Raw genomic sequence first — 26,856 nt, 5'->3', positions numbered from 1 at the left:
CGCCGGGTGGTCGCCGGGTCGGCTGCCTCATGGGGCGCCGGCACCATCCACGGTGGTCACCATCGCCCCAGGACCTGCGGCACCGGCCCCGCCTCCATGATCAGCATGGCTTGAGCGATGGTGGTGCCGACTGCTAGCGTGCGCCGGGTTCAGGTGTGCCGTGACGCGTCGGGCGTCCGGTGGCCACGGTCCGGCCCGGGGGCGGTGTGATGGGTTCCGGCAGCACGCGTCTGCGTACCAAGATCGTGGCCCTGCTCACCTCCCTCGTCGCGCTCTGGTCCTTCGCCGCCTGGGTGACCGTCGGTGACGGCTTCAACCTGCTCTGGGTGCAGACCCTCAACAGCCGGGTGGCCGACCCCGGGGAGTCGCTGCTCACCGCGCTCCAGGAGGAGCGGCGGCTCGCCAACGCCTACCTGGGTGAGCGGGCCCAGCGGCAACTCGACGCGTTGAGCACCCAGTGGCAGCGCACCGACCAGGTGGCGGACGAGTTCGGCACCTCGGTGGGCAGTTGGCAGGCCGAGCTGGCCACCGGTGAGGACACCCGCCGCCGGGTCGACGAGGTGCTGACCGGCCTGAGTGGCCTGACCGGCATCCGGGAGTCGGTGCGCGACGCCGGGATGACCCGGGCCGAGGCGTCCGCCGCGTACACCGGGGTCCTCGCCGGGGTGCTGCGGATGTACGGCTCGCTGGGGCAGCTCGACGACACGCGGATCGCCGCGGAGAGCGAGACCCTGGTCGACCTCTACCAGGTGCGGGAGCTGATCTCCCAACAGGATGCCCTGATCACCGGCGTGCTCGCGGCCGGCCGGATGACCGGCGACGAGTACGCCCACTTCACCCAACTGGTCGGCGCCCAGCGCTACCAGACGGCGGAGGCGGTCGCCGAGCTGTCCCCGGCCGACCGGGTCCGCTACGACCAGCTCGCCGGCTCGGACGCGGTGGCCCGGTTCCGGCTGCTGGAGGACCGGGTGATCCAGCAGGCCCGGTCGGGCACCACCCTGCCGCTGACCGAGCAGGAGTGGCAGTCGACCGTCGGGCCGGCGATGCAGGCGCAGGTGGACTTCGGGGTGAGCGTCGGCGACGCGCTCATCGACCGGGCCACCCCGGTCGCGGTGGGCGTCATCGTCCGGCTGGTGCTCGCCGCCGGCCTCGGCCTGATCGCCGTGATCGCCTCGATCGTGGTGTCGATCAGCACCGCCCGGCACCTGGTCCGGCAGCTGGCCCGGCTGCGCGACGCCGCGCTGCGGCTGGCCCACGAACAGCTGCCCGGAGTGGTGGACCGCCTCGGTCACGGCGAGGACGTCGACGTGGCCCGCGAGGCCCCGCCGCTGGACTTCGGCGACGACGAGATCGGTCAGCTGGGCCGAGCCTTCAACGCCGTCCAGGAGACCGCCATCCGTACGGCGGTCGAGCAGGCCGAGCTGCGCCGCAACGTCCGGGGGGTGTTCCTCAGCCTGGCCCGGCGGACCCAGGCGCTGGTGCACCGCCAGCTCACCCTGCTCGACGCGATGGAACGTCGCGAACACGACGCCGGGGAACTGGAGGACCTGTTCCGGGTCGACCACCTGGCCACCCGGATGCGGCGCAACGCGGAGAACCTCATCGTGCTCTCCGGCGCCACCCCGGGCCGGGCGTGGCGACGCAACGTGCCGATGGTGGACGTGGTGCGCGGCGCGGTCGCCGAGGTCGAGGACTACACCCGGGTGGACGTGCTGCCGCTCGGCCCGGTCGCGCTCGCCGGCCGGGCGGTCGGTGACGTGATCCACCTGCTCGCCGAGCTGATCGAGAACGGCCTGTCCTTCTCCCCGCCGAACACCACCGTCGAGGTGCGGGGTCACCTGGTGACCGCCGGGTTCGCCATCGAGATCGAGGATCGTGGTCTGGGCCTGACCGGCGAGGAGCTGCTCGCCGCCAACCGCCGCATCGTGGACCGGTCCGAGTTGAACCTGGCCGACGCCGCCCGGCTCGGGCTGTACGTGGTGAGCCGGCTGACCGGGCGGCACGGGGTGAAGGTGCAGCTCAAGGAGTCCGCCTACGGGGGGACCACCGCCGTGGTGCTGATCCCGGCGGAATTGGTCGTGCCGGGGGACCCGAGCCCGTCCGGCGCGCTTCCGGTGGTCGCCCCACGCCCGGCCACCGCCGAGGCCACACCGGCGGCCGACGCGGGGCCCCCGGTGAGCCCGAGGGCCGTACCGCCGTCGGACGCGGTGACCCCGGCGGGCCTGCCGGCCCGGTCCCGTAAGCGACGCCCGGCGCAGGACGCGCTGCACGCGCCGACCGTCCCGACCGGTCTTCCGGTGACCGTCGCCCGACCGTCCACCCCGACCGTCGCGGTGACCGGGGACGCACGGACGGCGGACGCCGACGCCGACCCGCCGTCGCCTACTGTGGAGGGGCCGGTGACCGACGCGGGCCTGCCGGTGCGGGTACGACAGGCGAACCTGGCGCCCGAGCTGCGGGAACCCCCGACCGGTGGGGAGACCGGGGCCGGTGCTGCGGTCCGGCGCGCACCCGAGCAGGTGCGCCAGATGATGAGCGCCTACCAGTCGGGCACCCGACGCGGCCGGACCGACGCGGCCCGGCTGTCGGAGGGCACCCGCAGCGGTGACCGGTCGGACGACGCAGACCGCCCGGCCACCTGACGGCGTCGCGACGGACGCGACGTCCACGGGGTCACGGCAACCGAGCACGGCGGAACCGCCGGGGAAGAGGACGACGAGTGGGGCAGACGACGGCATCCGGTGCCGACCTGACGTGGTTGCTGGACGATCTGGTCGGCCGGGTGAAGCAGGCCGAGCACGCCGTCGCGCTCTCCACCGACGGCCTGCTGATGGCCGCGTCCGAGGGGATGGGCCGCGACGACGGGGAACACCTCGCCGCGATGGCCGCCGGCATCCAGAGCCTGGCCCGGGGCGCCGGCAAACGGTTCGGCGGCGGGCAGGTCCAGCAGACCATCATCGAGATGGAATCCTCGTTCCTGTTCGTCACCGCGGCCGGGCCGAACGCGTGCCTGGCGGTGCTCGCCGGCACCGACGCCGACGTCGGCCTGATCGCGTACGAGATGGCGATGCTGGTCGCCCGGGTGGGTAAGTACGTGGCGTCCCCGGCCCGGGGTGTCGACCAGTCGTCCGGTGGGAGCTGACCGCGATGGCCGCCGACGGCGACCCCGCGGGCGAGCAGTGGGTCGACGACCACGCGGGCCCGGTGGTCCGCCCGTACGCGGTCACCCGGGGCAGGGCCCGCCCGGTGGCCGGCTCGTTCGACCTGATCTCGCTGGTCACGGCGACCCGGACGAACGCGGTCGAGGAGGCCGGGCTGGGGCCCGAACACGTGGCGATAGTGGCGCTGACCCAGCGCATGCAGTCGGTGGCCGAGGTCGCGGCCCGACTGGACCTGCCGGTGGGCACCGTACGGGTGCTCCTCGGTGACCTGGTGGCACGGGACCTGGTCCGGGTACAGGAACCCCGGGAGCCGGCCGGTGTCAACGACGAGAGCATCTACGAGGCGGTGATCAATGGACTACGGGCGCTCTGAACGTCCGGCGGGGGCACGGGTGCTGCCCACCGCGCTCAAGGTTCTGGTGGCGGGTGGGTTCGGGGCCGGCAAGACGACACTGGTCGGTGCGGTGAGTGAGAGCCGTCCGCTGCGTACCGAGGAGGTGCTGACCGAGACCGGCATCGGGGTCGACGACCTGTCCGGGGTGGAACGTAAGAGCACCACCACGGTGGCGATGGACTTCGGCCGGATCACCATCAGCGACGACCTGGTGCTCTACGTGTTCGGCACCCCCGGTCAGGACCGCTTCTGGTTCCTGTGGGACGAGTTGGCGGTGGGTGCGCTCGGCGCGGTGGTGCTGGCCGACACCCGCCGGTTGGCCGACTGCTTCCCCTCGATCGACTACTTCGAGGGGCGGGGCACCCCGTTCGTGGTGGCGGTGAACTGTTTCGAGGGGGCCCGGCGGTTCGGCCTCGACGAGGTGCGTGCGGCGTTGGACCTGGACCCGGAGGTGCCGCTGCTGCTCTGCGACGCCCGGCAGCGGGAGTCCAGCCGCAACGTGCTGATCACCCTGCTGGAGCACGCCATGAAGACCCGGAACTCCCGGCGGCGCGCGGTCGGCGGCCGCTGACGACGGTCGCGCCTTCCCGCTGCTGCTCGTCGCGTCGGTGACCACGTCGGTGACGGCGAACCCGACGCCACCCCGTCGACGGGAACGGGCCCCCTCCACGCTGGAGGGGGCCCGTTTCGTACGCCGACGTCAGCTGGCGATCATGCGGCGCAGCACGTACTGGAGGATGCCCCCGTGGCGGTAGTAGTCCGCCTCGCCGGGGGTGTCGATCCGGACCACCGCGTCGAACTCCACACCGGTGTCGGTGCTGACCCGCACCGTACGCGGGGTGTCGCCGTCGTTGAGCGCGGTGACGCCGGTGATGGAGAAGGTCTCCGTGCCGGTGAGACCGAGCGACTCGGCGGTGGTGTCCACCGGGAACTGCAACGGCAGCACGCCCATGCCGATCAGGTTGGACCGGTGGATGCGCTCGTAGGACTCGGCGATGACCGCCCGGACGCCGAGCAGCATGGTGCCCTTGGCCGCCCAGTCCCGCGACGATCCGGAGCCGTACTCCTTGCCGGCCAGGATGACCAGCGGGACGCCGGCGGCCTGGTAGGCGGTGGAGGCGTCGTAGATGGAGGTCTGCTCACCGGTCAGGTGGTTGACGGTGAAGCCGCCCTCCACACCGGGGACCAGCTGGTTACGCAGCCGGATGTTGGCGAAGGTGCCCCGGATCATCACCTCGTGGTTGCCCCGGCGGGAGCCGTACGAGTTGAACTCGTGGCGCGGCACGCCGTGCTCGGCGAGGTAGCTGCCGGCGGGGGAGTCGGCCTTGATCGCGCCGGCCGGGGAGATGTGGTCGGTGGTCACCGAGTCACCCAGCTTGGCCAGCACCCGGGCGTCGGCGATGTCGACGACCGGGCTCGGCTCCTGCTGCATCCCCTCGAAGTACGGGGGCTTACGGACGTAGGTGGAGTCGTCGGCCCAGGCGAACGTGTCGCCGGTCGGGGTGGGCAGCGACTGCCACCGCTCGTCACCGGCGAACACGTCGGCGTAGGCGGCGCTGAACCCGGTCGCGCCGATCGCCTGGGCGATGACGTCCTGGATCTCGGCGCTGTTGGGCCAGATGTCGCGCAGGTAGACCGGGTTGCCCTCGGTGTCCTCGCCGAGCGGCTCGTTGGCCAGGTCGATGTCCATCGTGCCGGCCAGCGCGTACGCCACCACCAGCGGCGGGGACGCCAGGTAGTTCATCTTGACGTCCGGGTTGATCCGGCCCTCGAAGTTCCGGTTGCCCGACAGCACCGACACGACGGCCAGGTCGCCGGAGTTGACGGCGGCGGAGACCTCCTCCGGCAGCGGGCCGGAGTTGCCGATGCAGGTGGTGCAGCCGTAGCCGACCAGGTTGAAGCCGAGCTTGTCCAGGTAGGGCGTGAGACCGGCCCGCTCGTAGTAGTCCATGACGACCTTGGAGCCGGGCGCCAGGGTGGTCTTGACCCACGGCTTGCGGCTCAGGCCCTTGTCGACGGCGTTGCGGGCCAGCAGGGCGGCACCGATCATCACCTGCGGGTTGGACGTGTTGGTGCAGGAGGTGATCGCGGCGATGACCACCGCGCCGTGGTCCAGCTCGTACTCCACCCCGTCGCTGCCGGTGACCCGGACCGGGTTGCTGGCCCGGCCCCCGGCGCCGACGGCGGCGGTCTCCAGGTCGCGCGGCTCGTCGGCGGGGTCGCTGAAGTCGTTGGCGGGCGGGTCGCTGGCCGGGAACGACTCGGCGCTGGCCTCGTCGGCCGGGCCGTTCGCGCCCCGGGGGAGCTGCTCGCGGGCGACGCCGGGCTTGAGGTCGCGCTCACCGGCGGAGTCGTCGGCGACGTAGTCGGTCAGCGCCGAGCGGAACAGCGTCTTGGCGACCCCGAGCGGCACCCGGTCCTGCGGGCGCTTCGGCCCGGCCAGGGACGGCTCGATGGTGCCCAGGTCCAGCTCCAGGCGCTCGGAGTACTCCGGCTCGTGGTCCGGGTCGTGCCAGAGACCCTGCTCCTTGGCGTACGCCTCGACGAGCGCCACCTGGGAGGCGTCCCGGCCGGTCAGTTCCAGGTAGCGGACGGTCTCGGCGTCGATCGGGAAGATCGCGACGGTGGAGCCGTACTCGGGGGACATGTTGCCGATGGTGGCCCGGTTGGCCAGCGGCACGGCGCTGACGCCGGGGCCGTAGAACTCGACGAACTTGCCGACGACGCCGTGCTTGCGCAGCATCTCGGTGATGGTGAGCACCAGGTCGGTGGCGGTGGTGCCGGCCGGCATCTCGCCGTGCAGTTTGAAGCCGACGACCCGGGGGATCAGCATGCTGACCGGCTGGCCGAGCATCGCGGCCTCGGCCTCGATGCCGCCGACGCCCCAGCCCAGCACGCCCAGGCCGTTGACCATGGTGGTGTGCGAGTCGGTGCCGACCACGGTGTCCGGGTACGCCTGCCCGTTGCGTTCCATGATCGTGCGGGCCAGGTACTCGATGTTGACCTGGTGCACGATGCCGGTGCCCGGGGGGACGACCTTGAACTCGTTGAACGCGCTCTGGCCCCAGCGCAGGAACTGGTAGCGCTCCTTGTTGCGCTCGTACTCCAGCTCGACGTTGCGGGCGAAGGCGTCCTCGCGGCCGAACAGGTCGGCGATGACCGAGTGGTCGATGACCAGCTCGGCCGGGGCCAGCGGGTTGACCTTGGTGGCGTCGCCGCCCAGCTCGCGGACGGCCTCGCGCATGGTGGCCAGGTCGACCACGCAGGGCACGCCGGTGAAGTCCTGCATCAGCACCCGCGCCGGGGTGAACTGGATCTCCACGCTCGGGTCGGCGGTGGGGTCCCACGCGCCGAGCTGGGAGATGTGGTCGGCGGTGATGTTCGCGCCGTCCTCGGTCCGCAGCAGGTTCTCCAGCAGGATCTTCAAGCTGTAGGGCAGTCTGTCGTGCCCCGGCACCTGGCCGATCCTGAAAATCTCGTAGCTCGCGTCTCCGACGCGTAGCTGGGTCTTCGCACCGAAGGTGTCGAGGCTCGCCACGTCGTACTCCTTCACACCAGCGACCGTGAGTAGTCCTGAGCAGTCTGTCGCACCAGGCGGAGGGCCGCCCAGGTTAGGTAACACTTACTGCCGATTCGTCGTCTTCCAACAAAACCGTACGTCCGTCTTGCTATTCACGCAACCTCGTGCCAGGGTTCGGGACGAGGAGGTGCCACCATGATCCATCATGTGCTGCTCGCCTGCCCGCCCGGTGCCGAGGACTCGTCCCGGGCCTTCTACGTGGGCATCCTCGGCCTGACCGAGAAACCCAAACCCCCGACCCTCGCCGCCCGTGGCGGTTGCTGGTTCACCGGGTACGACGCCGAACTGCACCTCGGCGTCGAGAACGACTTCCGGCCCGCCCGCAAGGCGCACCCGGCGCTGCTGCGCCCCGACCTCGACGCCCTCGCCGACCGGCTGGCCCGCGCCGGCCACCCGGTCACCTGGGGTGACGACGACGAGCTGCCCGGGATGCGCCGCTTCCACACCGCCGACCCGCACGGCAACCGGCTGGAGTTCGTCGCCCCGCTGCCCGACCGGACGACCAGGCCGGCGGCCCCCGGTCGCTGAGCGCCACCGTGTCGGACCCGGCCGCTACGGTGTGCCGATGGTGTCGGTCAAGCAGGTCCAGGTCACCTTCGACTGCGCGGAGCCCGAACGGGTCGCCCGGTTCTGGTGCGAGGTGCTCGGTTACGTCGTCCCGCCACCGCCGCCGGGGTTCGCCGACTGGGGCGCGTTCGACAGGTCCCTGCCGCCCGAGCGGCAGGGCTCCGCGTTCGCCTGCGTCGACCCCACCGGTGCGGGCCCGCGACTGTTCTTCCAGCGCGTGCCCGAGGGCAAGGTGGTCAAGAACCGGCTGCACCTCGACGTGCGGATCGGCCCCGGCCTGGTCGGTGCGGAGCGGCTGGCCGCGCTGGAGGCGGAGTGCGCCCGGCTGGTCGCCCTCGGCGCGACCCGGGTACGCCTGATGCCCGCCGACGGCTACGACGAGTCGTGCCTGGTGATGCAGGACGTCGAGGGCAACGAGTTCTGCCTCGACTGAGCCACCGCCGCCGCGCCGCACTATCGTTTCCGCGTGCACATCCGTTTCGACGTCCCCGCCGACCCCGCCTACCCGGGTCGGGTGGCCGCCGCGCTCAGCAGCGTCCGACTGCGCCGGTTCACCCTCATCGGCGTGGCGCTGGCGGCGGCCGGGGCGGTCGGGCTGCTCGTCTCCCGGGGTGGCCGGTTCTCGTCGCTGTGGCTGGTGCTGCTCGTGGGCGGGCTGCTGTCGATGCTCTACGCGCCCTGGGTGCGCTGGCGGGCCCGACGCCGCTCCGACGACTACGCGGTCGAGGGCGGCTACGACATCACCGACGACAACATCATGATGCGCAGCGGCTCGGAGTCCGGCGGCATCGCCTGGGACGGGGTGGCCCAGGTGCGGGAGGCCGACGACTTCTGGATCGTGTACGTCGGCCGGATGCCGGCGACGGTGATCCCCCGTTGGCTGATGCCCCCCGGGGACGCCGCGACGCTGCACGCCTTCATGACCGCCCGGGGCCTGCTCACACCCCGCTGACCGCAGCCCGCTGCGAGGGGCCATCCGCCCCGTCCGGCGCGGGTAGGGTTCGAGGTCGGGTCGGAAGGGGTGCCGTAGTGGTCGACGTTCAGCACTGGCTCGTAGCGCTTCCCCCGGGGGTTGTCTACCTGATCGTCGCCGGGGTGATCGGCGTCGAGAGCATGGGTGTCCCGTTGCCGGGCGAGATCGTGCTGGTCAGCTCTGCCCTGCTGGCCGCGACCGGGGTGGTCGAGCCGCACTGGGTCGCCACCGCCGCGGCGTTCGGCGCGATCGTCGGCGACTCCGTCGGCTACGCGGTGGGTCGTCGGGGTGGCCGTCCGCTGCTGGCCCGGCTGGGCCGGCGCTTCCCGAAACACCTGGGCCCCGCACAGCTCGCCCGAGCCGAGCAGAGCTTCGCCCGGCACGGCGTCTGGGCGGTGTTCTTCGGCCGGTTCGTCGCCCTGCTGCGCATCCTGGCCGGGCCGCTGGCCGGCGCGCTGCACGTGCCGTACCGGCGGTTCCTGGTGGCCAACGCGGCCGGCGGCCTGGTCTGGGCCTTCGGCACCACCTACCTGCTCTACACCCTGGGGCGGGCGGCCGAGCACTGGCTCAAGGACATCTCCTGGGCCGGCCTGGTCCTGGCCGTACTCGGCGGGGTGGCCAGCACCTGGTGGCTGCGCCGCCGAGCCCGCCGCCTGGAGTCGACGACGACCACCGACGAGGCCGAACCGGTGGCGGCCGGCACCGACCGCTGAGCTGCAACCGGGCGCGGGAGCCGGCCCTACCGACGACGATCGGGCCGCCCCCGGGTGGGGGCGGCCCGATCGGTGTCCGGGGTCAGTGCGGGTAGCGGGTCAGGAGGTGTAGCCGCGGGTGGCGATCCAGTCGGCGAGGTTGTCGACGCTCATCCGGTAGGACGCGGTGTTCGGGTTGGCGGAGTCACCGATGGTGACGGTCTTCCCACCGTCGCGGTAGCCGATGACGCTGATGTAGTGGCCGCCTTCGAAGGAGTGGGTGTTGCCGTCGGTGTCGGTGGCGGTGCCGGCGATGTTGGCCACCACGGCCCGGCCGTCGTCGACGGTACGTACGATGTCGGCGCGCAGCTCGTCGGTCTGCTTGGTGTCGGCCTTGGCGCTGCGGATCTCGGTGCTCTCGTAGGCCTTGCGGCCGGTCTCCTTGTTGAGCACTGGGGTGATGTCGTTGATGCTGTCGGTGCCGGCCTCGGTGGTGCGCATCTGCTTGGCCATGGCGTCGACGTCGATGTTCTTGCCCTGGACGGACAGGGCGTTGCGGGTCGCGGCGGGGCCGCAGTAGTAGAAGTTCGGCTGGGCCTGGTAGTCCATCGTCAGTTCACGCTCGCCGGCGGGCCGGCGCTCGGCCTGCACCGAGGCGGGGGTGCGGGCGTCGGCGGCGTAGGCGGCGGTGAGTGGGCCGGCGATGGCACCGGTGGTGAAGGCGAGGCCGGCGGCGGTGAGGGCGGTCTTGCGGATCAGATCGGTACGCATGGTGGCGTGCTCCTCTGCATCGGGGGTGTGGCGTACGCCCTCAGGGGGGTGGGGCGTGGCCGGGAGTTCGGGGGGATCGCTCGGCGGTCGGGGGGACCTGCTCGGGCGTCCAGGGGAGGTGTAACCGGCCCGGTGGCGACCGCATTCCGCGGTCGGGGTTCCGGGGCCGTCCCCCTCGGGTGGGGGAGTGGCGGTGGTATGCCAGGTACAACGCCCCGCCCCCGGCGGCGATTCCGCCGTGCGGGTGGCCCCGGCCACGGGACGATCGGGCACGAACGGGTCTGTCCGGTGCGGGACCTCGCACCCCGAACCGGACATCCGGCCCGTCACCGGACCCCGCGCGGTGGGTGGACGACCCGGCTCAGTCGGCCCGGATCAGGTCGACCACCGCGTCCCGGGCCGCCCGGACGGCCTCGCGGGACTGCTCGGTGTGGTCCAGGATGTCGAAGGCGTGCTGACCGTCCGGCACCTCCACCAGACGCACCGGTCGCCCGACCCGGGCGGCGGCGTCGAGGAACGCCGCGATGCCGGCCAGCAGCCCGGGGAGCTTGTCCTGCCCGGCCCGGGTCAGCACCACAGGCGTCGTCGAGCCGGCACCGAGGGCGTCGAGGGGGAGGAACCGTGCCGGCACCTCCCAGCCGGGCAGCGGGACGAGCAGCGGATAGGTCAACGCGATCCCCCGCACCCAGTCCGGTGCGGCGCGCAGCCAGTCGGCCGACAGCAGGCTCCCGCCGGAGAAGAACCAGAGCACCACCCGCTGCGGGTCGACCCGGGGGTCGGCCCGGACGGCCTCGACCAGGCCGGCGATCTCGTCGGCGGTGGCGGGCAGCCCGGCCAGGTCGGTCACCCGGTAGCTGATGACGGCGGCGACCAGGCCCTGCTCGGCGAGCAGCGCCCCGTAGCCCCGGTAGAGCAGCCAGTCCCGGGGGTCCGGCGCGCCCGGCGGAAGCGGGGCACCGTGCACCACGACCACCACGGGGTGCGGGCCGGGGCCGGCCGGCAGGTGCAGGTCGACCTGGCCGTGCCGCTCCACCGGCGCGGTGGGCGGCGCCAACACGAAGGGTTGCTGCTCGACCGCATCGTCCATGCCGGGGAGCCTAGCCCTCCACGGCCCGTCGGACCGTCCCGTCGGGACCACCGTGGACACCGCCCGTGGCCGAGCGGCCAGGGGTGGTCGTGGGAACGGTCAGGCCGGGTCGTCGCCGGACGTCGCGGCCTCGGCGTGCCGCTGCCGCAGCCGGTCCCGGATCTCCTCCGGGGTGTACGCGCGACGCCGCCGTTCGGCGCGGGCGACGACCACGCCGGTCGCGGCGACCCCCGCGATACCCGCCAGCCCGAGGACCTTCCACCACTGCATCCGTTGCCGCATCGGCCTAGGGTAGACGCTCATGAGCATCAGCCTGGACGAGGCCGTCGACCTGAGCCGTACCGGTGACGTGTGGGTGTTCCGGGGGCGCAGCGTGCCGGACCGGGCCATCCAGTTCACCACCAACAGTCCCGTCAACCACGTCGGCATGGCGGTGGTGCTGGACGACATGCCGCCGTTGATGTGGCACGCCGAGCTGGGGCGGTCGCTGCGGGACATGTGGACCGGCACCCACCAGCGGGGTGTGCAGCTGCACGACCTGCGCGACGCGGTCTGCGTCTGGGCCAACCGGTACGGCCAGCGGGCCTGGCTGCGTCAGCTCGAACCGTCGGCCGACCTGGCGATGGAGCAGGCGGTGCTGCAGACCGTGGCCCGGCTCGACGGCACCCCGTTCCCGTCCACCGCCCAGTTGGCCTGGCGGTGGGCCCGGGGGCGGGTCCCGCAGCTGCGCATCCCGTTGCCCCTGCCGGGTCGGCGGGACCGGGACGGCGAGCCGGCCGACCGGCAGCCCGGCGACCGGCAGCCTGGCGACCGGCAGCCCGGCGACCGGCAGCCCGGCGACCGCGCGCTGGAGACCGCGTACTGCGCGGAGGTGGTGGCGGTGACCTACGAGGCGATGGGGTTGCTGCCGCCCGGCCGCCGGCCCAACTGGTACGACCCGGGCCGGTTCTGGAGCGGCGACGACCTCGACCTGGCCGGCGACGCACGGCTGGGCGCGGAGATCGAGGTACGCATCCCGCCCCGATGAGGTTTGCCGACGGGCGGCGACGGCAACTGGTGACGCCGTGAGAGCTTCCACCGATCTGGATACGCTGAGCGACTTCTTCGACCGTTACGGGGTGGCACTCACCACCGGTGACGTGCCCGCCATCGCCGGCTGTTACGCCCTGCCCGGGCTGGTGGTCGCCGACAGCTACAGCTTCTCGTTCAGCACGATGGCCGCCGTCGCGCTCTCCTTCGTCGGTGCCGCGCCCGACTACCAGGAACGGGAGCTGCTCGCGGCGCACGCGCTGATCGAGCAGGTCGAGCCGGTCTCCGCCCTGCTGACCATGGTCGCCGTGCGGTGGGAGTTCCTGGACAGCCAGGGGCGGGCGGTGCCCGGGGAGCGCTACCGCTACCTGCTGCGTGGCACCGAGGACGGCCCGGCGATCTGCACCGTCATCCGGACCGGCTGACCTGCGCGCGCCGGGCCTACCGCCCCCGGTGATCATCGCTACTGGACGGTCGCTAATCTCTGCGTACGGGATCGACCGAGGAGGATCATGCCGGGGACGCGCTGGACGCGGTGGACGTCTCGGTTGCCCCACGCGATCGCCGCGCTGCCCTGGACGCTCGCCTCGATCGCTGTGATCGTGCTGCTCTTCCTGCTGGTCAAGGCGTTGGTGGCGGTGCTCGGTCACGACCGTTACGCCGAGCACGGCGCCGGATCGCGCAGCGAGGCCATCATGGTGCCGGGTGTGCCGGTGGCGACCGAGTCGGTGCTGCCGTCGCCGTCGCCCACCAGGACCCGCCCGGACTCCGGTGGCGGACCGGGCGTGGCCCCGCCACCGGCCGGTCGACCGCCCACCGCGTCCCGGTCGGCCACGCCGTCGGCGTCCGTGTCGCCGTCGGCCGCGACGCCCTCGCCGAAACCGACCACGCTGCTCAACGACGACGCCCCGGGCATCTCCTACCGGGGGCGGTGGGCGGTCTCCCGGGACCGGCCGTACGGCGACCACCGCGACGACGTTCACTACACGATCCACGACGGGGACTCGTTCAGCTTCACGTTCACCGGCACGGGGCTGGACTACATCACGTCGCGGGACCCGGAGTACGGGGATGCCGACGTGTGGGTCGTCGATGCCGGCGGCCGGCCGGTGAAGCAGCAGCGGGTGAGCGCGCGGGCGAACCGTTACCAGCCCCAGCAGACGGTGTTCAGCGTCAGGGACCTTCCGCTCGGGACGTACACCATCTGGGCGGTCAAGCGGAACGGCGTCTACTTCCAGGTGGACGCGTTGCGGGTACGGGGCTGACGAACGGCGAACTGTCCGGTTAGGACAAAATCCGGTGCCTCAGCCACTTTCCGGCAAACGCCGGGATCGTTACTCTTCTCGGACGGGGCCGACCAGGGAGGGTCATGTCCGGCATGCGTCGCGCACAACCGCGGGCACACGGAGCGGGTGCGCTGGCGTCGTCGCCATGGGTCGTGGTCGCCACCGGGGTGCTGGTGATGGTCGTGCTCCTGATCGTGGCGCTGGCGTCGTACCGCAGCCGTGGGCCGGCGTTCGAGGCGCGGCCGGCCGATCCGGTGCCGGCCTACTCGCTGCCCGGGTCGGGGGTGACCGACCGGGCGCCGGTGGCGGCGAACCTGCCCGAACCGGTCGTCCCCGGTCTGACGCCCCGCCGCACCGACCCGCTGCCGGTCGAGCTGCCCGCCGACGTCGTCGGGGGTGACCCGTCGGGTGGTGGCGGTGCGGTGTCCTCGCCGCCCGACGGGGTCGTGGTGCCGCCCGACGACGGAGGTACGCCGCCCGCCCCGCCGGCCCCGCAGGCCACGCCGCCCGCGCCACCGGCCCCGCCGTCGTCGCCGATGACGGGTCGGTTCAGCGTGCGGGACAGTTGGAACAACGAGGCGTTCATCGGTGAGGTGCTGCTGCACAACCGGGACCGGGTGGCCCGGCCCTGGACGGTGCGGCTGGTCCCGCCCGCCGGCAGCAGGCTGGTCACCTCGTGGGTGGAGGGTGCGCCGCAGGGCACCCCCCGGATGTCGGGTGGGGTGTTCACGTACACCAGTGGGGTGAACGTCGCGCCGGGGGCGTCGGTGCCGTTGCGGTTCCACTTCGAGAACACCGGGGGCAGCATCCGGCCGTCGCGCTGCACGGTCGACGGGGTGGCCTGCTCCGGTCTCTGACCGTCGCGTCGGGTCACCGGTCCGGTTGCCTCACTGCAAGGTTGCTGCTTTGTTGCGACTTGGTTTGCAAGGTATTGCAGAACCCTTTCGGAAGGGGCTAGCGTGCGGGCGAATCAGCGACCATAGGAAGGCCGTCGATGAAACCCCCGCTGCCGCGCAAGGCGCTGCTCGCCCTGGTCTCCACCCTCACCCTCGCCCTCGTCGGCGTGCCGGTCGCCGTCCGCCACCTCGGTGCCGACGCCACCGACCGCCCGTCCACCATCGACGCTCTCGCTGCGGCCGGTGCCGCCCAGTGGGGTGCCGAACCCACCACCGAGGCCCTGCTCGCCGCCGGCACCGGTGAGGGACGCGCCGAGCAGTTCTACTTCGTCCTGCCGGACCGGTTCGCCAACGGCGACCGCCGCAACGACACCGGCGGTCTCACCGGCGACCGGCTGCGCACCGGGCTCGACCCGACCGACAAGGGCTTCTACCACGGTGGCGACCTCAAGGGCGTCATCGACAAGCTCGACTACATCCAGGGGCTCGGCACCACCGCCATCTGGCTGGCGCCGGTGTTCAAGAACCGGCCCGTGCAGGGCAGCGGCGCGGACGTCTCCGCCGGCTACCACGGCTACTGGATCACCGACTTCACCCAGGTCGACCCGCACTTCGGCACCAACGAGGAGATGAAGCGGCTGGTCAGGCTGGCCCACCAGCGGGGCATCAAGGTCTACCTCGACGTCATCGTCAACCACACCGCCGACGTCATCTCCTACGCCGAGGGCAAGTACGCGTACGTCGACAAGAAGACGTCGCCGTACACCGACGCGCAGGGGCGTGAGTTCGAGGACCGCAACTACGCCGACGGCACCCGGGACTTCCCGAGGGTGAACGCCGACGCCGGCCCGTACACGCCGACCTTCGCCAGCCCCGCCGACGCGGGCGTCAAGGTGCCGGCCTGGCTGAACGACCCGACGATGTACCACAACCGGGGCGACTCCACCTTCGCCGGCGAGAACAGCGAGTACGGCGACTTCTACGGCCTCGACGACCTGTGGACCGAGCGGCCCGAGGTGGTCCGGGGCCTGACCAAGGCGTACGGCGACTGGATCGCCAGCACCGACGTCGACGGGTTCCGGCTGGACACCGTCAAGCACGTCAACCTCGACTTCTGGCCGCAGTTCAGCCAGGGCATCAAGCGCGCCGCCGACAAGGCCGGCAAGAAGGACTTCTTCATGTTCGGCGAGGTCTACAGCGCCGACCAGGAGGTCACCTCCACCTACGTACGGCGCGGCGGGCTGCCGGCCACCCTCGACTTCTCCTTCCAGGAGGCGGCGCGCGGCTACGTCACCACCGACGGATCGGCGAAGGCGCTGGCCGACGTCTACGCCAAGGACCCGCTGTACGCCGCCCGGGACACCGACGCCGGCCGGCTGACCACCTTCCTCGGCAACCACGACATGGGCCGGATCGGCTCGTTCATCGCCGCCGCCGGGGGCGACGACGCCCGTCAGCTCGGTCGGGACCGCCTCGCCCACCAGCTGATGTTCCTCACCCGGGGGCAGCCGGTCGTCTACTCCGGCGACGAGCAGGGCTTCACCGGGCCGGGCGGGGACAAGGACGCCCGGCAGGACATGTTCGCCACCCGCACGGCGGACTACCTCGACGACGACCTGATCGGCACCACCCGCACCCACGCCGCGGACCAGTACGACACCGACCACCCGCTGTACCGCACCATCGCCGAGCTGGGCCGGCTGCGGGCCGCGCACCCCGGCCTGCGCGACGGCGTGCAGGTCACCCGGTACGCCGCCGACGGGCCGGGTGTCTTCGCCTTCTCCCGGATCGCCCCGGCCGACCGCACCGAGTACCTGGTGGCGGTGAACAACGCCGGCACCCCGCAAACTGTCACCGTGCAGACCTGGTCACCCGGCACCACCTTCACCGGCATCTACGGCAGCACGGCCACCCCGACCGCCGGCACCGACGGAAAGCTGAGCGTGACCGTGCCCGCCGGGTCGGCCGTGGTGCTCCGGGCCGGCCGGCCCGTGCCGCAGGCCACCGCCAAGCCGACCGTCACCCTCACCGAGCCGGGCACCGACCCGGTCGCCACCCGGGCCGCCGTCACCGCTCAGGTGACAGGTGACCCGCTGGCCACCGTCACCGTCGCCGCCCGGGTCGCGGGTGGAAAGTGGACCCTGCTGGGCAGCGCGCACACCGCGCCGTACACCGTGCACCACGACCTGACCGGGCTCGCCGGGGGTACCCGGGTCGAATACAAGGCGGTGGTCCGCGACGGGAAGGGGCGGACGACCGCCACCCGGTCGACCGGGGTGGTCGGCACCCCCGCGCAGGGCGCGTCCCGGGACTGGGTGGTGGTGCACTACCAGCGCCCCGCCGGGGACTACGCCGACTGGGGGCTGTACGCCTGGGGTGACCTCGATCCGGCGTACGTCACGCAGTGGCCCGCCGGGCAGCCGTTCGCCGGGGAGGACTCGTACGGCCGGTTCGCCTGGGTGAAGCTGAAGCCCGGTGCGAAGTCCGTCGGGTTCCTCGTGGTCGACAAGGCGGGCACCAAGGACGTCGCCAACGACCGCACCGTCGACGTGACCGCCACCGGTGAGGTCTGGGTCAAGCAGGGCGACCCGGCGCTCTATCCCACCCGGCAGGCCGCCACCGGCGAACCCGACCCGGCCGTCGACCCGGGCACCGCGATCATCCACTGGCGCAAGGCCGACAACGACTACGCCGGCTGGGGCCTGCACCTGTGGGACGGCGCGGCCACCCCGACCGACTGGGCCAGCCCGCTCCTGCCCGAGAAGGTGGACTCCTTCGGCGCGCTGTTCCGGGTGCCGCTGGCGGCCGGCGCGACCGGGCTCAACTACATCATCCACCGGGGCGACACCAAGGATCAGCCCGACGACCAGCGCCTCGACCTGACCGGCGTCGGCCACGAGGTCTGGCTGCTGGGCGGGGTGCCCGGCCGGCTGCTCCCCGCCACCGCCACCGGGACGACGAAGGACCTCGACATCACGAAACAGCAGGCGCAGTGGATCGACAGGTCCACCGTCACCTGGGCCGTCGGCCCGACCGACGGCAGGGCGTACGCCCTGGTGGCCGCCCCGGCGGGTGGGCTGAGTGTGGTCGACGGGGAGCTGTCCGGGACGTACACCTCGCTGCCGTTGCGGGCGCAGCGCAACGGGCTCACCGAGGCCCAGCGGGCGGCCTTCCCGCACCTGTGGGCCCACCAGGCGTTCCGTCTCGACCGGGCCGACCTGGCGAAGGTGCCGGCGGCGCTGCGCGGACAACTCGTGGTGACCGAACGCGACGCCCGGGGGGCGCTGCTGCGCGCGACCGGGGTGCAGATCCCCGGCGCGCTCGACGACGTCTACCGGGCCGCCACCGACGCGACGCTCGGCGTCAGCTTCGCCGGTAAGGTGCCCACCCTCGCGGTCTGGGCACCCACCGCCCGCACCGTCACCCTCGAACTGTCCGACACGCCGTCGGCGCAGCCGCGCACGGTGGCGATGCGCCGCGACGACCGTACCGGCGTCTGGTCGGTACGCGGCAGCCGCGACTGGACCGGCCGGTACTACCGCTACCGGGTCGAAGCCTGGCAACCGGCCGCCCAGAAGATCGTCACCGCCTCGGTCACCGACCCCTACTCGGTGGCGCTCGCGGCGGACTCCACGCACAGCCAGATCGTCGACCTGGCCGACCCGGCGCTCACCCCGACCGGCTGGTCCGGGCTGCGCAAGCCGGCCGCGACGCCCGCGTCGCAGGCGCAGATCTCCGAACTGTCGGTACGCGACTTCTCCATCGCCGACACCACCGTCCCGGCCGACCGGCGGGGCACCTACCTGGCCTTCACCGACCCGGGCACGGCCGGCATGAAACACCTCAAGGCGCTCGGCGACGCCGGGGTCAACTACCTGCACCTGCTGCCGGTGTTCGACTTCGCCACCATCCCCGAGAAGCGGGCCGACCAGCGGCAGCCCGACTGCGACCTGGCGACACTGCCCCCGGACTCCGACCGGCAGCAGGCGTGCGTCGCGGCGGTCGCCGACACCGACGGCTACAACTGGGGGTACGACCCGCTGCACTACACCGTCCCCGAGGGCGGCTACGCCGTCGACCCGGACGGGGCGCGGCGGACCACCGAGTTCCGCCGGATGGTCGCCGGGATCAACGGCGCCGGCCTGCGGGTGGTGCTGGACGTGGTCTACAACCACACCTCCGCCGCCGGCACCGATCCGAAGTCGGTGCTGGACCAGGTGGTGCCCGGCTACTACCACCGGCTGCTCGACGACGGCACCGTCGCCAACTCGACCTGCTGCGCCAACACCGCCCCCGAGCACGCCATGATGGGCAAGTTGGTGGTCGACTCGCTGGTCGTCTGGGCCAAGCAGTACAAGGTGGACGGCTTCCGGTTCGACCTGATGGGCCACCACCCGAAGGCCAACATCCTGGCCGTCCGGGCCGCGCTGGACCGTCTCACCCTCGCCCGCGACGGCGTCGACGGGAAGAAGATCCTGCTCTACGGCGAGGGCTGGAACTTCGGCGAGGTCGCCGACGACGCCCGGTTCGTCCAGGCCACCCAGGCCAACATGGCCGGCACCGGGATCGGCACCTTCAACGACCGGCTCCGCGACGCGGTACGCGGTGGCGGCCCCTTCGACGCCAACCCGCGCGTGCAGGGCTTCGCCTCCGGCCTCTACACCGACCCCAACGGCGACGACGCCAACGGCACCGCCGTTGAGCAGAAGGCCCGGCTGCTGCACCAGCAGGACCTGATCAAGGTGGGGTTGACCGGCAACCTGCGCGGTTACCGGTTCACCGACTCCGCCGGCCGGCAGGTCACCGGGGCGCAGGTGGACTACAACGGCTCCCCGGCCGGCTACACCGCCGCCCCTGGCGAGGCGGTCACCTACGTCGACGCGCACGACAACGAGATCCTGTACGACGCGCTGGCGTACAAGCTGCCGACCGGGACCTCGGCGGCGGACCGGGCCCGGATGCAGGTGCTGGCCCTGGCCACCACCGCCCTCGGGCAGGGCACCGGCTTCGTGGCGGCCGGCTCCGAGCGGCTGCGCTCCAAGTCGCTGGACCGCAACTCCTACAACTCCGGTGACTGGTTCAACCAGATCCGCTGGGACTGCGCCCAGGGCAACGGCTTCGGCGTCGGCCTCCCCCCGGCGGCGGACAACCAGGACAAGTGGCCGTACGCCAAGCCGCTGCTGGCCGACCCGGCCCTGGTGCCGGGCTGCGCCGCGATCGACCTGGCCGACGCCCGGTACGCGGAGCTGCTGGAGATCCGGCGGTCGTCGCCGGTGTTCGGGCTGACCACCGCCGCGCAGGTGCAGCAGCGGGTCGCGTTCCCGCTGTCCGGGGCGAAGGAGACCCCGGGGGTGCTCACCATGACCCTCGACGCCCGGGGGCTGGGCGGCCGGTGGAAGACGGTGACCGTGGTCTTCAACGCCACCCCGACGACGGCGAAGCAGACGGTGACCGGGCTACGGGGCACCGACACCGCCCTGCACCCGGTGCTGGCCGGCTCCGCCGACCCGGTGCTGCGGACCGCCACGTTCGACCGGTCGGCGGGCACCTTCACCGTGCCGGCGCGCAGCGTGGCGGTCTTCGTCCAACGCTGACCCGGCGCTGCTCCGTCGGGTGCCGGCGCGGGGGGTGCGTCGTCCGGCGCTGGTCCGGCGGTGCGTCGCACGGTGCCGGTGCGGGCGGTGTGTCGTTCGGCGCTGGTCCGGCGGTGCGTCGCACGGTGCCGGTGCCGGTGCGGGCGGTGCGTCGTCCGGGGCTGGTCCGGCGGTGCGTCGCACGGTGTCGGCGCGGGCGACGACCGGCCCCCCTCCGCGTGCTGCGGAGGGGGGCCGCTGCGTGTGCCGCCGCCACCGACGGCATGTCACCCGAGGATGCTCAGCCGAAGCAGTTCGGGATGGTGTCGCCCGGGATCGCCAGGCAGTTGGTCGGACGGTTCGCGACGATCGCGGACTTGTCGTCCACGTTCACCACACCCTCGAAGGTGAACACACCGCCGGGGGCGAGGGTGGCGAAGTTGTTGGCGACCTTCGTCCGGCTGAGGTTGACCTCGCCGAAGATGTTGAAGATGCCGCCGCCGACGCCGATCGGACCGAGGGCCCGGTTGGCGACGACCTCGGACTCACGCACCGTGGTGACGCTGTCCGCGTTGAACAGCCCGCCGCCGAAGAAGCCGGCGGTGTTCTCCTTGAGGTAGCTCTTCTCGATGGTGACCGCGCTGTCGAACGCGACGGCCACGCCACCGCCGACGCCCGCGGTGCTGTTCTTGGCCACCGTCGAGTGGTGCACGTTGACCTGGGCGTCCGCCACGGCGATACCGCCACCGGCGAGTACGGCGGTGTTCGACAGCAGTTCCGTGGAGTGCACGGTGGTGTTGCCGCCGATGTCGAGCAGACCGCCGCCGAAGCCGAGCGTCTCGTTGTCGGTGATCTTGGACTTCTCGATCAGGGCGGTACCCCCGTCGACGTCCTCGGTGAAGATCTCCGCGGCGCCGTTGGAGACACCGCCACCACCGACGATGGCGGTGTTGTCGGTGATCGTGGACTCGTCGACCGTGAGCAGGCCGGCGTTGAAGATGCCACCGCCGAAGAAGAAGGCGGTGTTGTGGGCGACCTCGGTGTGCCGCAGCGACGTGGTACCGAAGTTGGCCAGCCCGCCGCCGTTGCCGCCGGACTGGTTCAGCACGACCGAGGTGTCGAACAGGTTGGCGGCACCGCCCGGCTGCACCAGGATCCCGGCGCCGTCGTTGACGCCCGGCTCCTCGATCAGGGTGGTGGCCTTCCCCGGCTTGGCCTTCGGCGCGGCCTTCACCGTGGCCTTGCGGGCGGCCTTCGGCGCGGCCTTCAGGCCGGCCTTCGGGTTCGCCTTACGGGCGGCGAGCGCCTGGGCCAGCGGGGTGCCGGCCTTCACCTGGGCGGCGATCGCCTGGGAGTCCGAGTAGGCCCCCCACACCGCTGCCGCGGAGACCGGCTGCAACGCCTCGATGGTCTGCCCACCCTTGATGGTCAGGCCCTTGAGGTTCAGGTGACCGCCGGGACCCACGTTGAGGATCCGGAAGTAGTCGGCGGTGGCGTCCCGGGTGATCGTGGTGTGCTCACCCCGCAGGGTGATGTTCTGGGTGATCACCGGCAGGCCGTTGCCGTCCTGGTTGCGGGTCAGGTTGTAGGTGCAGCCCTTGGCCAGGTCCAACACGCCGCCGTCACGGCTGTTGGCGAAGACGATGGCCTGGATGAGCCGGTCGGTGTCGCAGGGCACCTCCTTCCCACGCTCGTGGTCCTTGCCGTCACGGTCGTCCTTGCCGCCACGGTCCGGGCCCTCCTCGCCACGGCCCTCTTCGCCGCGACCGTGGTCGCCGTCCTTGGTGACCTGCTGAGTGGTGTTCCACTTCAGTCCGCTCACCCCGACCGCCCCGGCGCTGCCGGCGACGCCCACCGCGGCGAGACTGACCACACCTGTCAACCCGGCGACGCCACTGGCGAGCCAGAGCTTGCGACGGCTCCTGCTCCCCGTCGCCCGCGCGGAGGCTTCGTTGTTCGTTAGGTAGTTGGACATCGGAGCTCTCTGCCCTCTCCTCGTACCAGACAGGGTCGCCGCACGTGAGCGAGCGTCCCCTGCTACAAATCGGTTGTAGCTCCCGAAACCCACGGTATGAGAGGGTTCCTCGCTATGAGGGCAAATACGAATAAAGCCCGCTTCGGGGACGTGCTCCGCCGGGCAGGTGGTTTCCCGGACGGCCGGGCCTGGGCGGTCGATCCGCCGCACCGTGCCGCATCCGTGCCGTCACGGCCACCCCGGTCCAGGGCCACTGCGGTCCCCGAGCCGCAGGACCCGTGCCGCGTGCCGCGTGCCCCGAGCCCGTGCCGCGTGCCCCAAGCCCCGTGCCCCGTGCTCCGTGCCCCGAGCCCCAAGCCCGTGCCCCGTGCCCCGAGCCGCGTGCCCGAGCCCGTGCCGCGTGCCCCGAGCCCCGAGCCCCGAGCCCGTGCCGCGTGCCCCGAGCCCGTGCCGCGTGCCCCGAGCCGCGTGCCCCGAGTCGCGAGTCGCGTGCCCCGAGCCCTGAGCCCCGCGCCGCGTGCCCCGAGTCGCGTGCACTGTCCTCGTTCTCGCCCGCAAGGTCGTGCTGTTTCCAGGTTGTAGTGGCCTCACGAGCGGCCGAGGCCACTACAACCTGGTTCGAGCGTGATCATGAAGGGGTGCGCGGGGCAGCGCGGGGAGGGGAGAGCCGCGCTGTGGGTGCCGGGGCGGCCGGACGACTGCGGCCCTGCTGCCGGGCCGGGCCCCGATGGGGCGACGCGCACCGGCGGCAGGGCCACCGTGGGTGATGCCCGGACGGCTCGGCCGGATGGGTCGAGCGGCCGAGGTCGGACGAGTGGTGCAAGCGGTCAACGGGTCGGCGGGACGGGTCCGGCGGGCCGGGCCGGGTCGGGCGCGTCGGGCCGGGCGGGCCGGCCGGGCCGGGTCGGGCGCGTCTGGCCGGGCGGATGGGGGGTGGGTGCCCACCCATCCCACCCCACCCGTGCCTGGTGCCTGGTGCCTGGTGTCGGGTCGGTCGCGGACGGGTTGCCCCGCGCTGGTCGGGTCAGCCGGGCAGGCGGGGACCCGCCTCACGCTGCTCGGCCAGCCAGGTCTCCACCTCGTCGGAGCGGCGGGGCAGACCGGCCGACAGGTTGACCGAACCGGTCGCGGTGACCAGGATGTCGTCCTCGATCCGGACCCCGATGCCGCGCAGTTCCTCCGGGACCAGCTCGTCCTCCGGCTGGAAGTACAGCCCCGGCTCGACGGTGAGCACGTACCCCTCACCCAGCGCGCCGTCGCGGTACTTCTCCTTGCGGGCGTTGGCGCAGTCGTGCACGTCGATGCCGAGCATGTGGCTGGTGCCGTGCAGGGTCCACCGCCGGTAGACCGTGGAGGCCGGGTCCATCGCCTCGTCGACGCTCACCGGGAGCAGGCCGAGATCCTTGAGCGCCTCGGCGAGCACCCGCATCGAGGTCAGGTGTACCTCGCGGAACCCGACACCCGGCCGGATCGCGTCGATACCGGCCTGCTGGGCGGTGTAGACCGCGTCGTAGACCTGGCGTTGCAGCGGGGTGAACCGGCCGTCCACCGGCAGCACCCGGGTCACGTCGGCGGTGTAGAGGTTGCGGTTCTCCACACCCATGTCCATCAGCAGCAGCTCACCCGGGCGGGTCGCGCCGTGGTTGTGCACCCAGTGCAGGATCGTCGCGTGCTCGCCGCCCCCCACGATCGAGCTGTAGCCGACGTCGTTCCCGTCGTGCCGGGCCCGCAGCGCGAAGATCCCCTCCAGTAGCCGCTCGGAGACCCCCCGGTCGGCCGGCAGCACCCGGGCCACGTCCTCGAAGCCGCGTACGGTGGCGTCGACCGCCTCCTGGAGCTGGGCGACCTCCCACTCGTCCTTGACCAGCTTCAGCTCGGCGATGGTGATCGCCAGCTCCCGGTCGCGGCCCGGCTGCCCCTCCTCGCGGGAGCCGTCCCACGGGCGTACCGCCGCGTCGACCCGCTGGTCGAAGCCGCGCAGCACCCGGGTCCGCCCCGGTGCCATCCGGGCCAGCGCCCCGTCCAGCGCGGACAGGTCCTCGGTGGCCAGACCCAGTTCGGTGGACTTCTCGGCCAGGGTGTGCCGCCGGCCCACCCACAGCTCGCCGTGCCGGCTGCGGAAGAACTCGTCGGTCTCCCGCGAGGAACGGGGACGCATGTACAGCGTCGCGTCGTGCCCCGAGCCGTTGGGGCGCAGCACCAGGACGCTGTCCGGGTCGTGGTCGCCGGTCAGGTAGGCGAAGTCGCTGCCCGGCCGGAACGGATGGTCGGTGTCGTTGGCGCGCACCTTCTCGGTGCCGGTGGGGATGACCAGCGTCTCGCCCGGGAACGCCGCGGAGAGCGCGGCTCGCCGCTTGGCGTGGTGCGGGACCTCCGGTCGGGGCCCGACCGGCAGGCCGGTGTCGCGCCAGCCCTGCCGCATGAAGGACAGGAACGCCTCCGGGAAGTCCGGATCGTGCGATTCGGTGCCGTCCGCCGGCTTGCCGTCCGTCCGGTCCTCGGCCATGTCGGCTCCCTTCGCCTCGTCGCTCGTCCAGACGGTACTCCGACCGCGGCCGGACGGGGTGCCGGCCTTGCCCCCGGCCGGACCGCCCCGGCACGGCAGCCGGGTGGGCCTGCGGCGCCGGGGACGGCAGCCGGGTGGGCCTGCGGCGCCGAGGCGGTGCCGGTGGGCCTACGGTGCCGGGGCGGTCCTGGTGGGCCTGCGGTGCCGGGGCGGTGCCGGTGGGCCTGCGGAGCCGGGTGGTCACAGCGGGTCGCGGGGAGGGGGGACAGGGTCAGCGGTGCCGCGCGAGGGGAATGTGCCGCGTGGAAAGATGGCGGCCATGTGCGGACTCCTGGCCTTCTTCAGCGCGAACGGCAACGCCGCCGCCCACCGCGACAACATCGCGGGGGCGTTGGAATGCCTGCACCACCGCGGACCGGACGAGACAGGGGTCGAGGTGGTCGGTGACGCCACCGGCCACTACGCCGACGGGGTGTTCGCCCACAAGCGGCTCGCCATCATCGACGTGGCGTCCAGCCACGAGCCGCTGCCCTACGCGGGCGGCCGCTACCTGCTGACCTTCAACGGCGAGATCTACAACTACATCGAGCTGCGCGAGGAGCTGGCCCGCAACTTCGGGGCCCAGTTCGCCACCGCCGGTGACGGCGAGGTGATCGTCGCCGGCTACCACTACTGGGGCGAGCAGGTGCTCACCCGGCTGCGCGGCATGTTCGCCTTCGTCATCTGGGACAGGCAGGAGCGTCGGGCGTTCGGCGCGCGGGACTACTTCGGCATCAAGCCGCTGCACTACCTGGAGACCGCCGACGGCCTCTACCTCGCCTCCGAGAAGAAGGCGCTGCTGCCCTTCGCACACTCCTACTACCAGGGCGACGCCGGCATCGACACCGCCAACCTCAGCCACTACCTCACCCTCCAGTACGTTCCCGAGCCCGGCACCCTGCACCAGGGGATCAGCCGGATCGGCTCCGGGGAGTACCTGACCTGGTCGCCGGGGGGCCGGCTGGACGTGCGGCGCTGGTACCGGCCGGTGTTCCGGCCCGCCCCGGTCGCCGACGAGCAGCGGCTCTACCACGAGATCCGGGAGACGCTGCGGGAGAGCGTACGGATGCACATGCGCTCGGACGTGCCGGTCGGCTCGTTCCTGTCCAGCGGCATCGACTCGACCGCCGTGGTGGCCCTGGCCCGCGAGTTCAACCCCAACATCCTCACCTTCACCGTCGGCTACGACGTGCCCGGCTACTCCGAGATCGACGTGGCCCAGGACTCGGCCCGGCATCTCGACGTGACGACGATCCCGACCAAGATCGGGCCGCAGGACATGATCGACGCGCTGCCGAAGATCGTCTGGCACCTGGACGACCCGGTGGCCGACCCGGCGCTGGTGCCGCTCTACTTCGTCGCCAAGAAGGCCGCTGAGCACGTCACGGTGGTGCTCTCCGGCGAGGGTGCCGACGAGTTCTTCGGCGGTTACACCATCTACCGGGAGCCGCTCTCCCTCGGCACCGTCAACGGGCTGCCGGGTGGGGTGCAGAAGGGCCTGCGCGCGGTCTCCAAAGCGATCCCGCAGGGGGTCAAGGGCAAGAGCTTCCTGGAGCGCGGCACCACCCCGATCGAGCAGCGCTACTACGGCAACGCCCGGATGTTCACCGAGGAGGAGAAGCAGCACCTGCTGCGCCGCTACGACCCGTCGGTGCGTTACACCGACGTCACCGCCCCGATCTACGCCGAGTGCACCGAGCTGGACGACGTCACCAAGATGCAGTACGTCGACCTTTACACCTGGCTGCGCGGCGACATCCTGGTCAAGGCGGACCGGATCTCGATGTCGCACTCGCTGGAGGTGCGGGTGCCGTTCCTGGACCGGGCGGTCTTCGACGTGGCGGCCACCATCCCGGTCGACCTGAAGCTGCCGCCCCGTTCCGACGCCACCAAGTACGCCATGCGCCAGGCGTTGCAGGGCGTCGTGCCGCCGGCCATCGTCAACCGCAAGAAGTTGGGCTTCCCGACCCCCACCCGGGTCTGGCTGCGCGGCGAGATGTACGAGTGGGCCCGGCACGTGCTGTCCACCTCCGGTGCCGGCGACCTGATCGACCTGTCGTACGCGATGCGGCTGCTGGAGGAGCACAAGCGCGAGGAGGCGGACAACTCCCGCAAGGTGTGGACGGTGCTGATCTTCTGCATCTGGCACGCCATCTTCGTGGCCAAGACCCTCGACCCGGGCATCCAGCGCAACCAGTCGGCCCTGCTCACCAAGCCGGTGGTCGGCAGCATGGTCCGCTGACCCCGCCCCCGGCACCGTCGCGACGGACACCGGGCCCGGACGGACCGGAGGCCCCCACCCGACGGGTGGGGGCCTCCGGTGTGTG

Annotated in this window: 20 protein-coding genes; 14 read left to right on the top strand and 6 right to left on the bottom strand. The window is 72.3% G+C overall.

What is annotated here, in order from left to right; all coding sequences use genetic code 11:
* Positions 1 to 209: 209 nt before the first annotated feature.
* From AB0B63_RS01855 to AB0B63_RS01840, 4 genes are all read left to right on the top strand, one after another.
* On the top strand, positions 210 to 2,642 hold the full coding sequence (locus AB0B63_RS01855; RefSeq protein ID WP_357013781.1) for a nitrate- and nitrite sensing domain-containing protein: 2,433 nt from the start codon (positions 210 to 212) through the stop codon (positions 2,640 to 2,642).
* A gap of 77 nt (positions 2,643 to 2,719) precedes the next feature.
* Entirely contained in the window at positions 2,720 to 3,142 is a 423-nt protein-coding gene (locus AB0B63_RS01850; protein ID WP_208569167.1) for a roadblock/LC7 domain-containing protein, read from the top strand.
* Between the two features lie 5 nt (positions 3,143 to 3,147).
* Positions 3,148 to 3,534, top strand: coding sequence for a DUF742 domain-containing protein (locus tag AB0B63_RS01845; RefSeq protein WP_357013778.1), 387 nt, complete (start codon positions 3,148 to 3,150; stop codon positions 3,532 to 3,534).
* Positions 3,515 to 4,126, top strand: a complete 612-nt coding sequence (locus AB0B63_RS01840) for an ATP/GTP-binding protein (protein WP_357013775.1) — start codon at positions 3,515 to 3,517, stop codon at positions 4,124 to 4,126. Before AB0B63_RS01845 ends, AB0B63_RS01840 begins: the two co-directional genes overlap by 20 nt.
* 129 nt (positions 4,127 to 4,255) lie before the next feature.
* On the opposite strand, the gene AB0B63_RS01835 is transcribed toward AB0B63_RS01840, so the two are convergent.
* The gene (locus AB0B63_RS01835) at positions 4,256 to 7,108 is read right to left on the bottom strand and encodes an aconitate hydratase (protein ID WP_357013772.1); all 2,853 of its coding nucleotides are present in this window, start codon (positions 7,106 to 7,108) and stop codon (positions 4,256 to 4,258) included.
* 162 nt (positions 7,109 to 7,270) lie between these two features.
* Between AB0B63_RS01835 and AB0B63_RS01830 the strand changes: the two genes are divergently transcribed.
* The 4 genes from AB0B63_RS01830 to AB0B63_RS01815 all read left to right on the top strand — a co-directional run bounded on the left by AB0B63_RS01830 (position 7,271) and on the right by AB0B63_RS01815 (position 9,388).
* Complete coding sequence (locus tag AB0B63_RS01830) at positions 7,271 to 7,663, top strand: VOC family protein (protein ID WP_357013769.1); 393 nt, start codon at positions 7,271 to 7,273, stop codon at positions 7,661 to 7,663.
* A 37-nt stretch (positions 7,664 to 7,700) separates the two neighbouring features.
* The gene (locus AB0B63_RS01825; protein ID WP_357013766.1) at positions 7,701 to 8,135 is read left to right on the top strand and encodes a VOC family protein; all 435 of its coding nucleotides are present in this window, start codon (positions 7,701 to 7,703) and stop codon (positions 8,133 to 8,135) included.
* A 33-nt stretch (positions 8,136 to 8,168) separates the two neighbouring features.
* Complete coding sequence (locus AB0B63_RS01820) at positions 8,169 to 8,654, top strand: YcxB family protein (RefSeq protein ID WP_357013763.1); 486 nt, start codon at positions 8,169 to 8,171, stop codon at positions 8,652 to 8,654.
* Between the two features lie 77 nt (positions 8,655 to 8,731).
* Positions 8,732 to 9,388, top strand: a complete 657-nt coding sequence (locus tag AB0B63_RS01815) for a DedA family protein (RefSeq protein WP_208569160.1) — start codon at positions 8,732 to 8,734, stop codon at positions 9,386 to 9,388.
* Positions 9,389 to 9,487: 99 nt separating this feature from the next.
* On the opposite strand, the gene AB0B63_RS01810 is transcribed toward AB0B63_RS01815, so the two are convergent.
* The 3 genes from AB0B63_RS01810 to AB0B63_RS01800 form a co-directional block, all read right to left on the bottom strand.
* Positions 9,488 to 10,138, bottom strand: a complete 651-nt coding sequence (locus AB0B63_RS01810) for a C39 family peptidase (RefSeq protein ID WP_357013760.1) — start codon at positions 10,136 to 10,138, stop codon at positions 9,488 to 9,490.
* A gap of 361 nt (positions 10,139 to 10,499) precedes the next feature.
* Positions 10,500 to 11,225 carry a hypothetical protein gene (locus AB0B63_RS01805; protein ID WP_357013757.1) on the bottom strand — a complete coding sequence of 242 codons (726 nt, stop codon included), beginning with the start codon at positions 11,223 to 11,225 and terminating at the stop codon, positions 10,500 to 10,502.
* 99 nt (positions 11,226 to 11,324) lie between these two features.
* On the bottom strand, positions 11,325 to 11,528 hold the full coding sequence (locus tag AB0B63_RS01800; RefSeq protein WP_357013755.1) for a hypothetical protein: 204 nt from the start codon (positions 11,526 to 11,528) through the stop codon (positions 11,325 to 11,327).
* Between AB0B63_RS01800 and AB0B63_RS01795 the strand changes: the two genes are divergently transcribed.
* From AB0B63_RS01795 to pulA, 5 genes are all read left to right on the top strand, one after another.
* A complete protein-coding gene (locus AB0B63_RS01795; protein ID WP_357013752.1) occupies positions 11,527 to 12,252 on the top strand; it encodes a hypothetical protein in 726 nt (241 codons plus the stop codon). The two genes, AB0B63_RS01800 and AB0B63_RS01795, sit on opposite strands and share 2 nt — an antisense overlap.
* A gap of 37 nt (positions 12,253 to 12,289) precedes the next feature.
* Positions 12,290 to 12,679 carry a hypothetical protein gene (locus AB0B63_RS01790; protein WP_357013749.1) on the top strand — a complete coding sequence of 130 codons (390 nt, stop codon included), beginning with the start codon at positions 12,290 to 12,292 and terminating at the stop codon, positions 12,677 to 12,679.
* A 123-nt stretch (positions 12,680 to 12,802) separates the two neighbouring features.
* Positions 12,803 to 13,519, top strand: a complete 717-nt coding sequence (locus AB0B63_RS01785) for a hypothetical protein (RefSeq protein WP_208570928.1) — start codon at positions 12,803 to 12,805, stop codon at positions 13,517 to 13,519.
* 104 nt (positions 13,520 to 13,623) lie between these two features.
* The gene (locus AB0B63_RS01780) at positions 13,624 to 14,397 is read left to right on the top strand and encodes a cellulose binding domain-containing protein (RefSeq protein ID WP_208570929.1); all 774 of its coding nucleotides are present in this window, start codon (positions 13,624 to 13,626) and stop codon (positions 14,395 to 14,397) included.
* 137 nt (positions 14,398 to 14,534) lie between these two features.
* Positions 14,535 to 20,030 (top strand): pullulanase-type alpha-1,6-glucosidase, encoded by a 5,496-nt coding sequence (pulA, locus tag AB0B63_RS01775; RefSeq protein ID WP_357013745.1) that lies wholly within the window; start codon positions 14,535 to 14,537, stop codon positions 20,028 to 20,030.
* Between the two features lie 280 nt (positions 20,031 to 20,310).
* On the opposite strand, the gene AB0B63_RS01770 is transcribed toward pulA, so the two are convergent.
* Together AB0B63_RS01770 and AB0B63_RS01765 are read right to left on the bottom strand one after the other, a co-directional pair.
* Positions 20,311 to 21,984 (bottom strand): right-handed parallel beta-helix repeat-containing protein, encoded by a 1,674-nt coding sequence (locus AB0B63_RS01770; protein ID WP_208570931.1) that lies wholly within the window; start codon positions 21,982 to 21,984, stop codon positions 20,311 to 20,313.
* A 1,024-nt stretch (positions 21,985 to 23,008) separates the two neighbouring features.
* Complete coding sequence (locus AB0B63_RS01765) at positions 23,009 to 24,490, bottom strand: aminopeptidase P family protein (protein ID WP_357013742.1); 1,482 nt, start codon at positions 24,488 to 24,490, stop codon at positions 23,009 to 23,011.
* Positions 24,491 to 24,809: 319 nt separating this feature from the next.
* On the opposite strand from AB0B63_RS01765, the gene asnB reads away from it, so the two are divergent.
* Positions 24,810 to 26,771, top strand: a complete 1,962-nt coding sequence (asnB, locus tag AB0B63_RS01760; protein WP_208570933.1) for an asparagine synthase (glutamine-hydrolyzing) — start codon at positions 24,810 to 24,812, stop codon at positions 26,769 to 26,771.
* The last annotated feature ends 85 nt before the right edge of the window (positions 26,772 to 26,856 follow it).

This window comes from Micromonospora sp. NPDC049081 (assembly GCF_040648835.1).
Taxonomy (GTDB): Bacteria; Actinomycetota; Actinomycetes; order Mycobacteriales; family Micromonosporaceae; genus Micromonospora; species Micromonospora antibiotica.
This window is presented reverse-complemented; position numbering and strand designations above follow the sequence as displayed.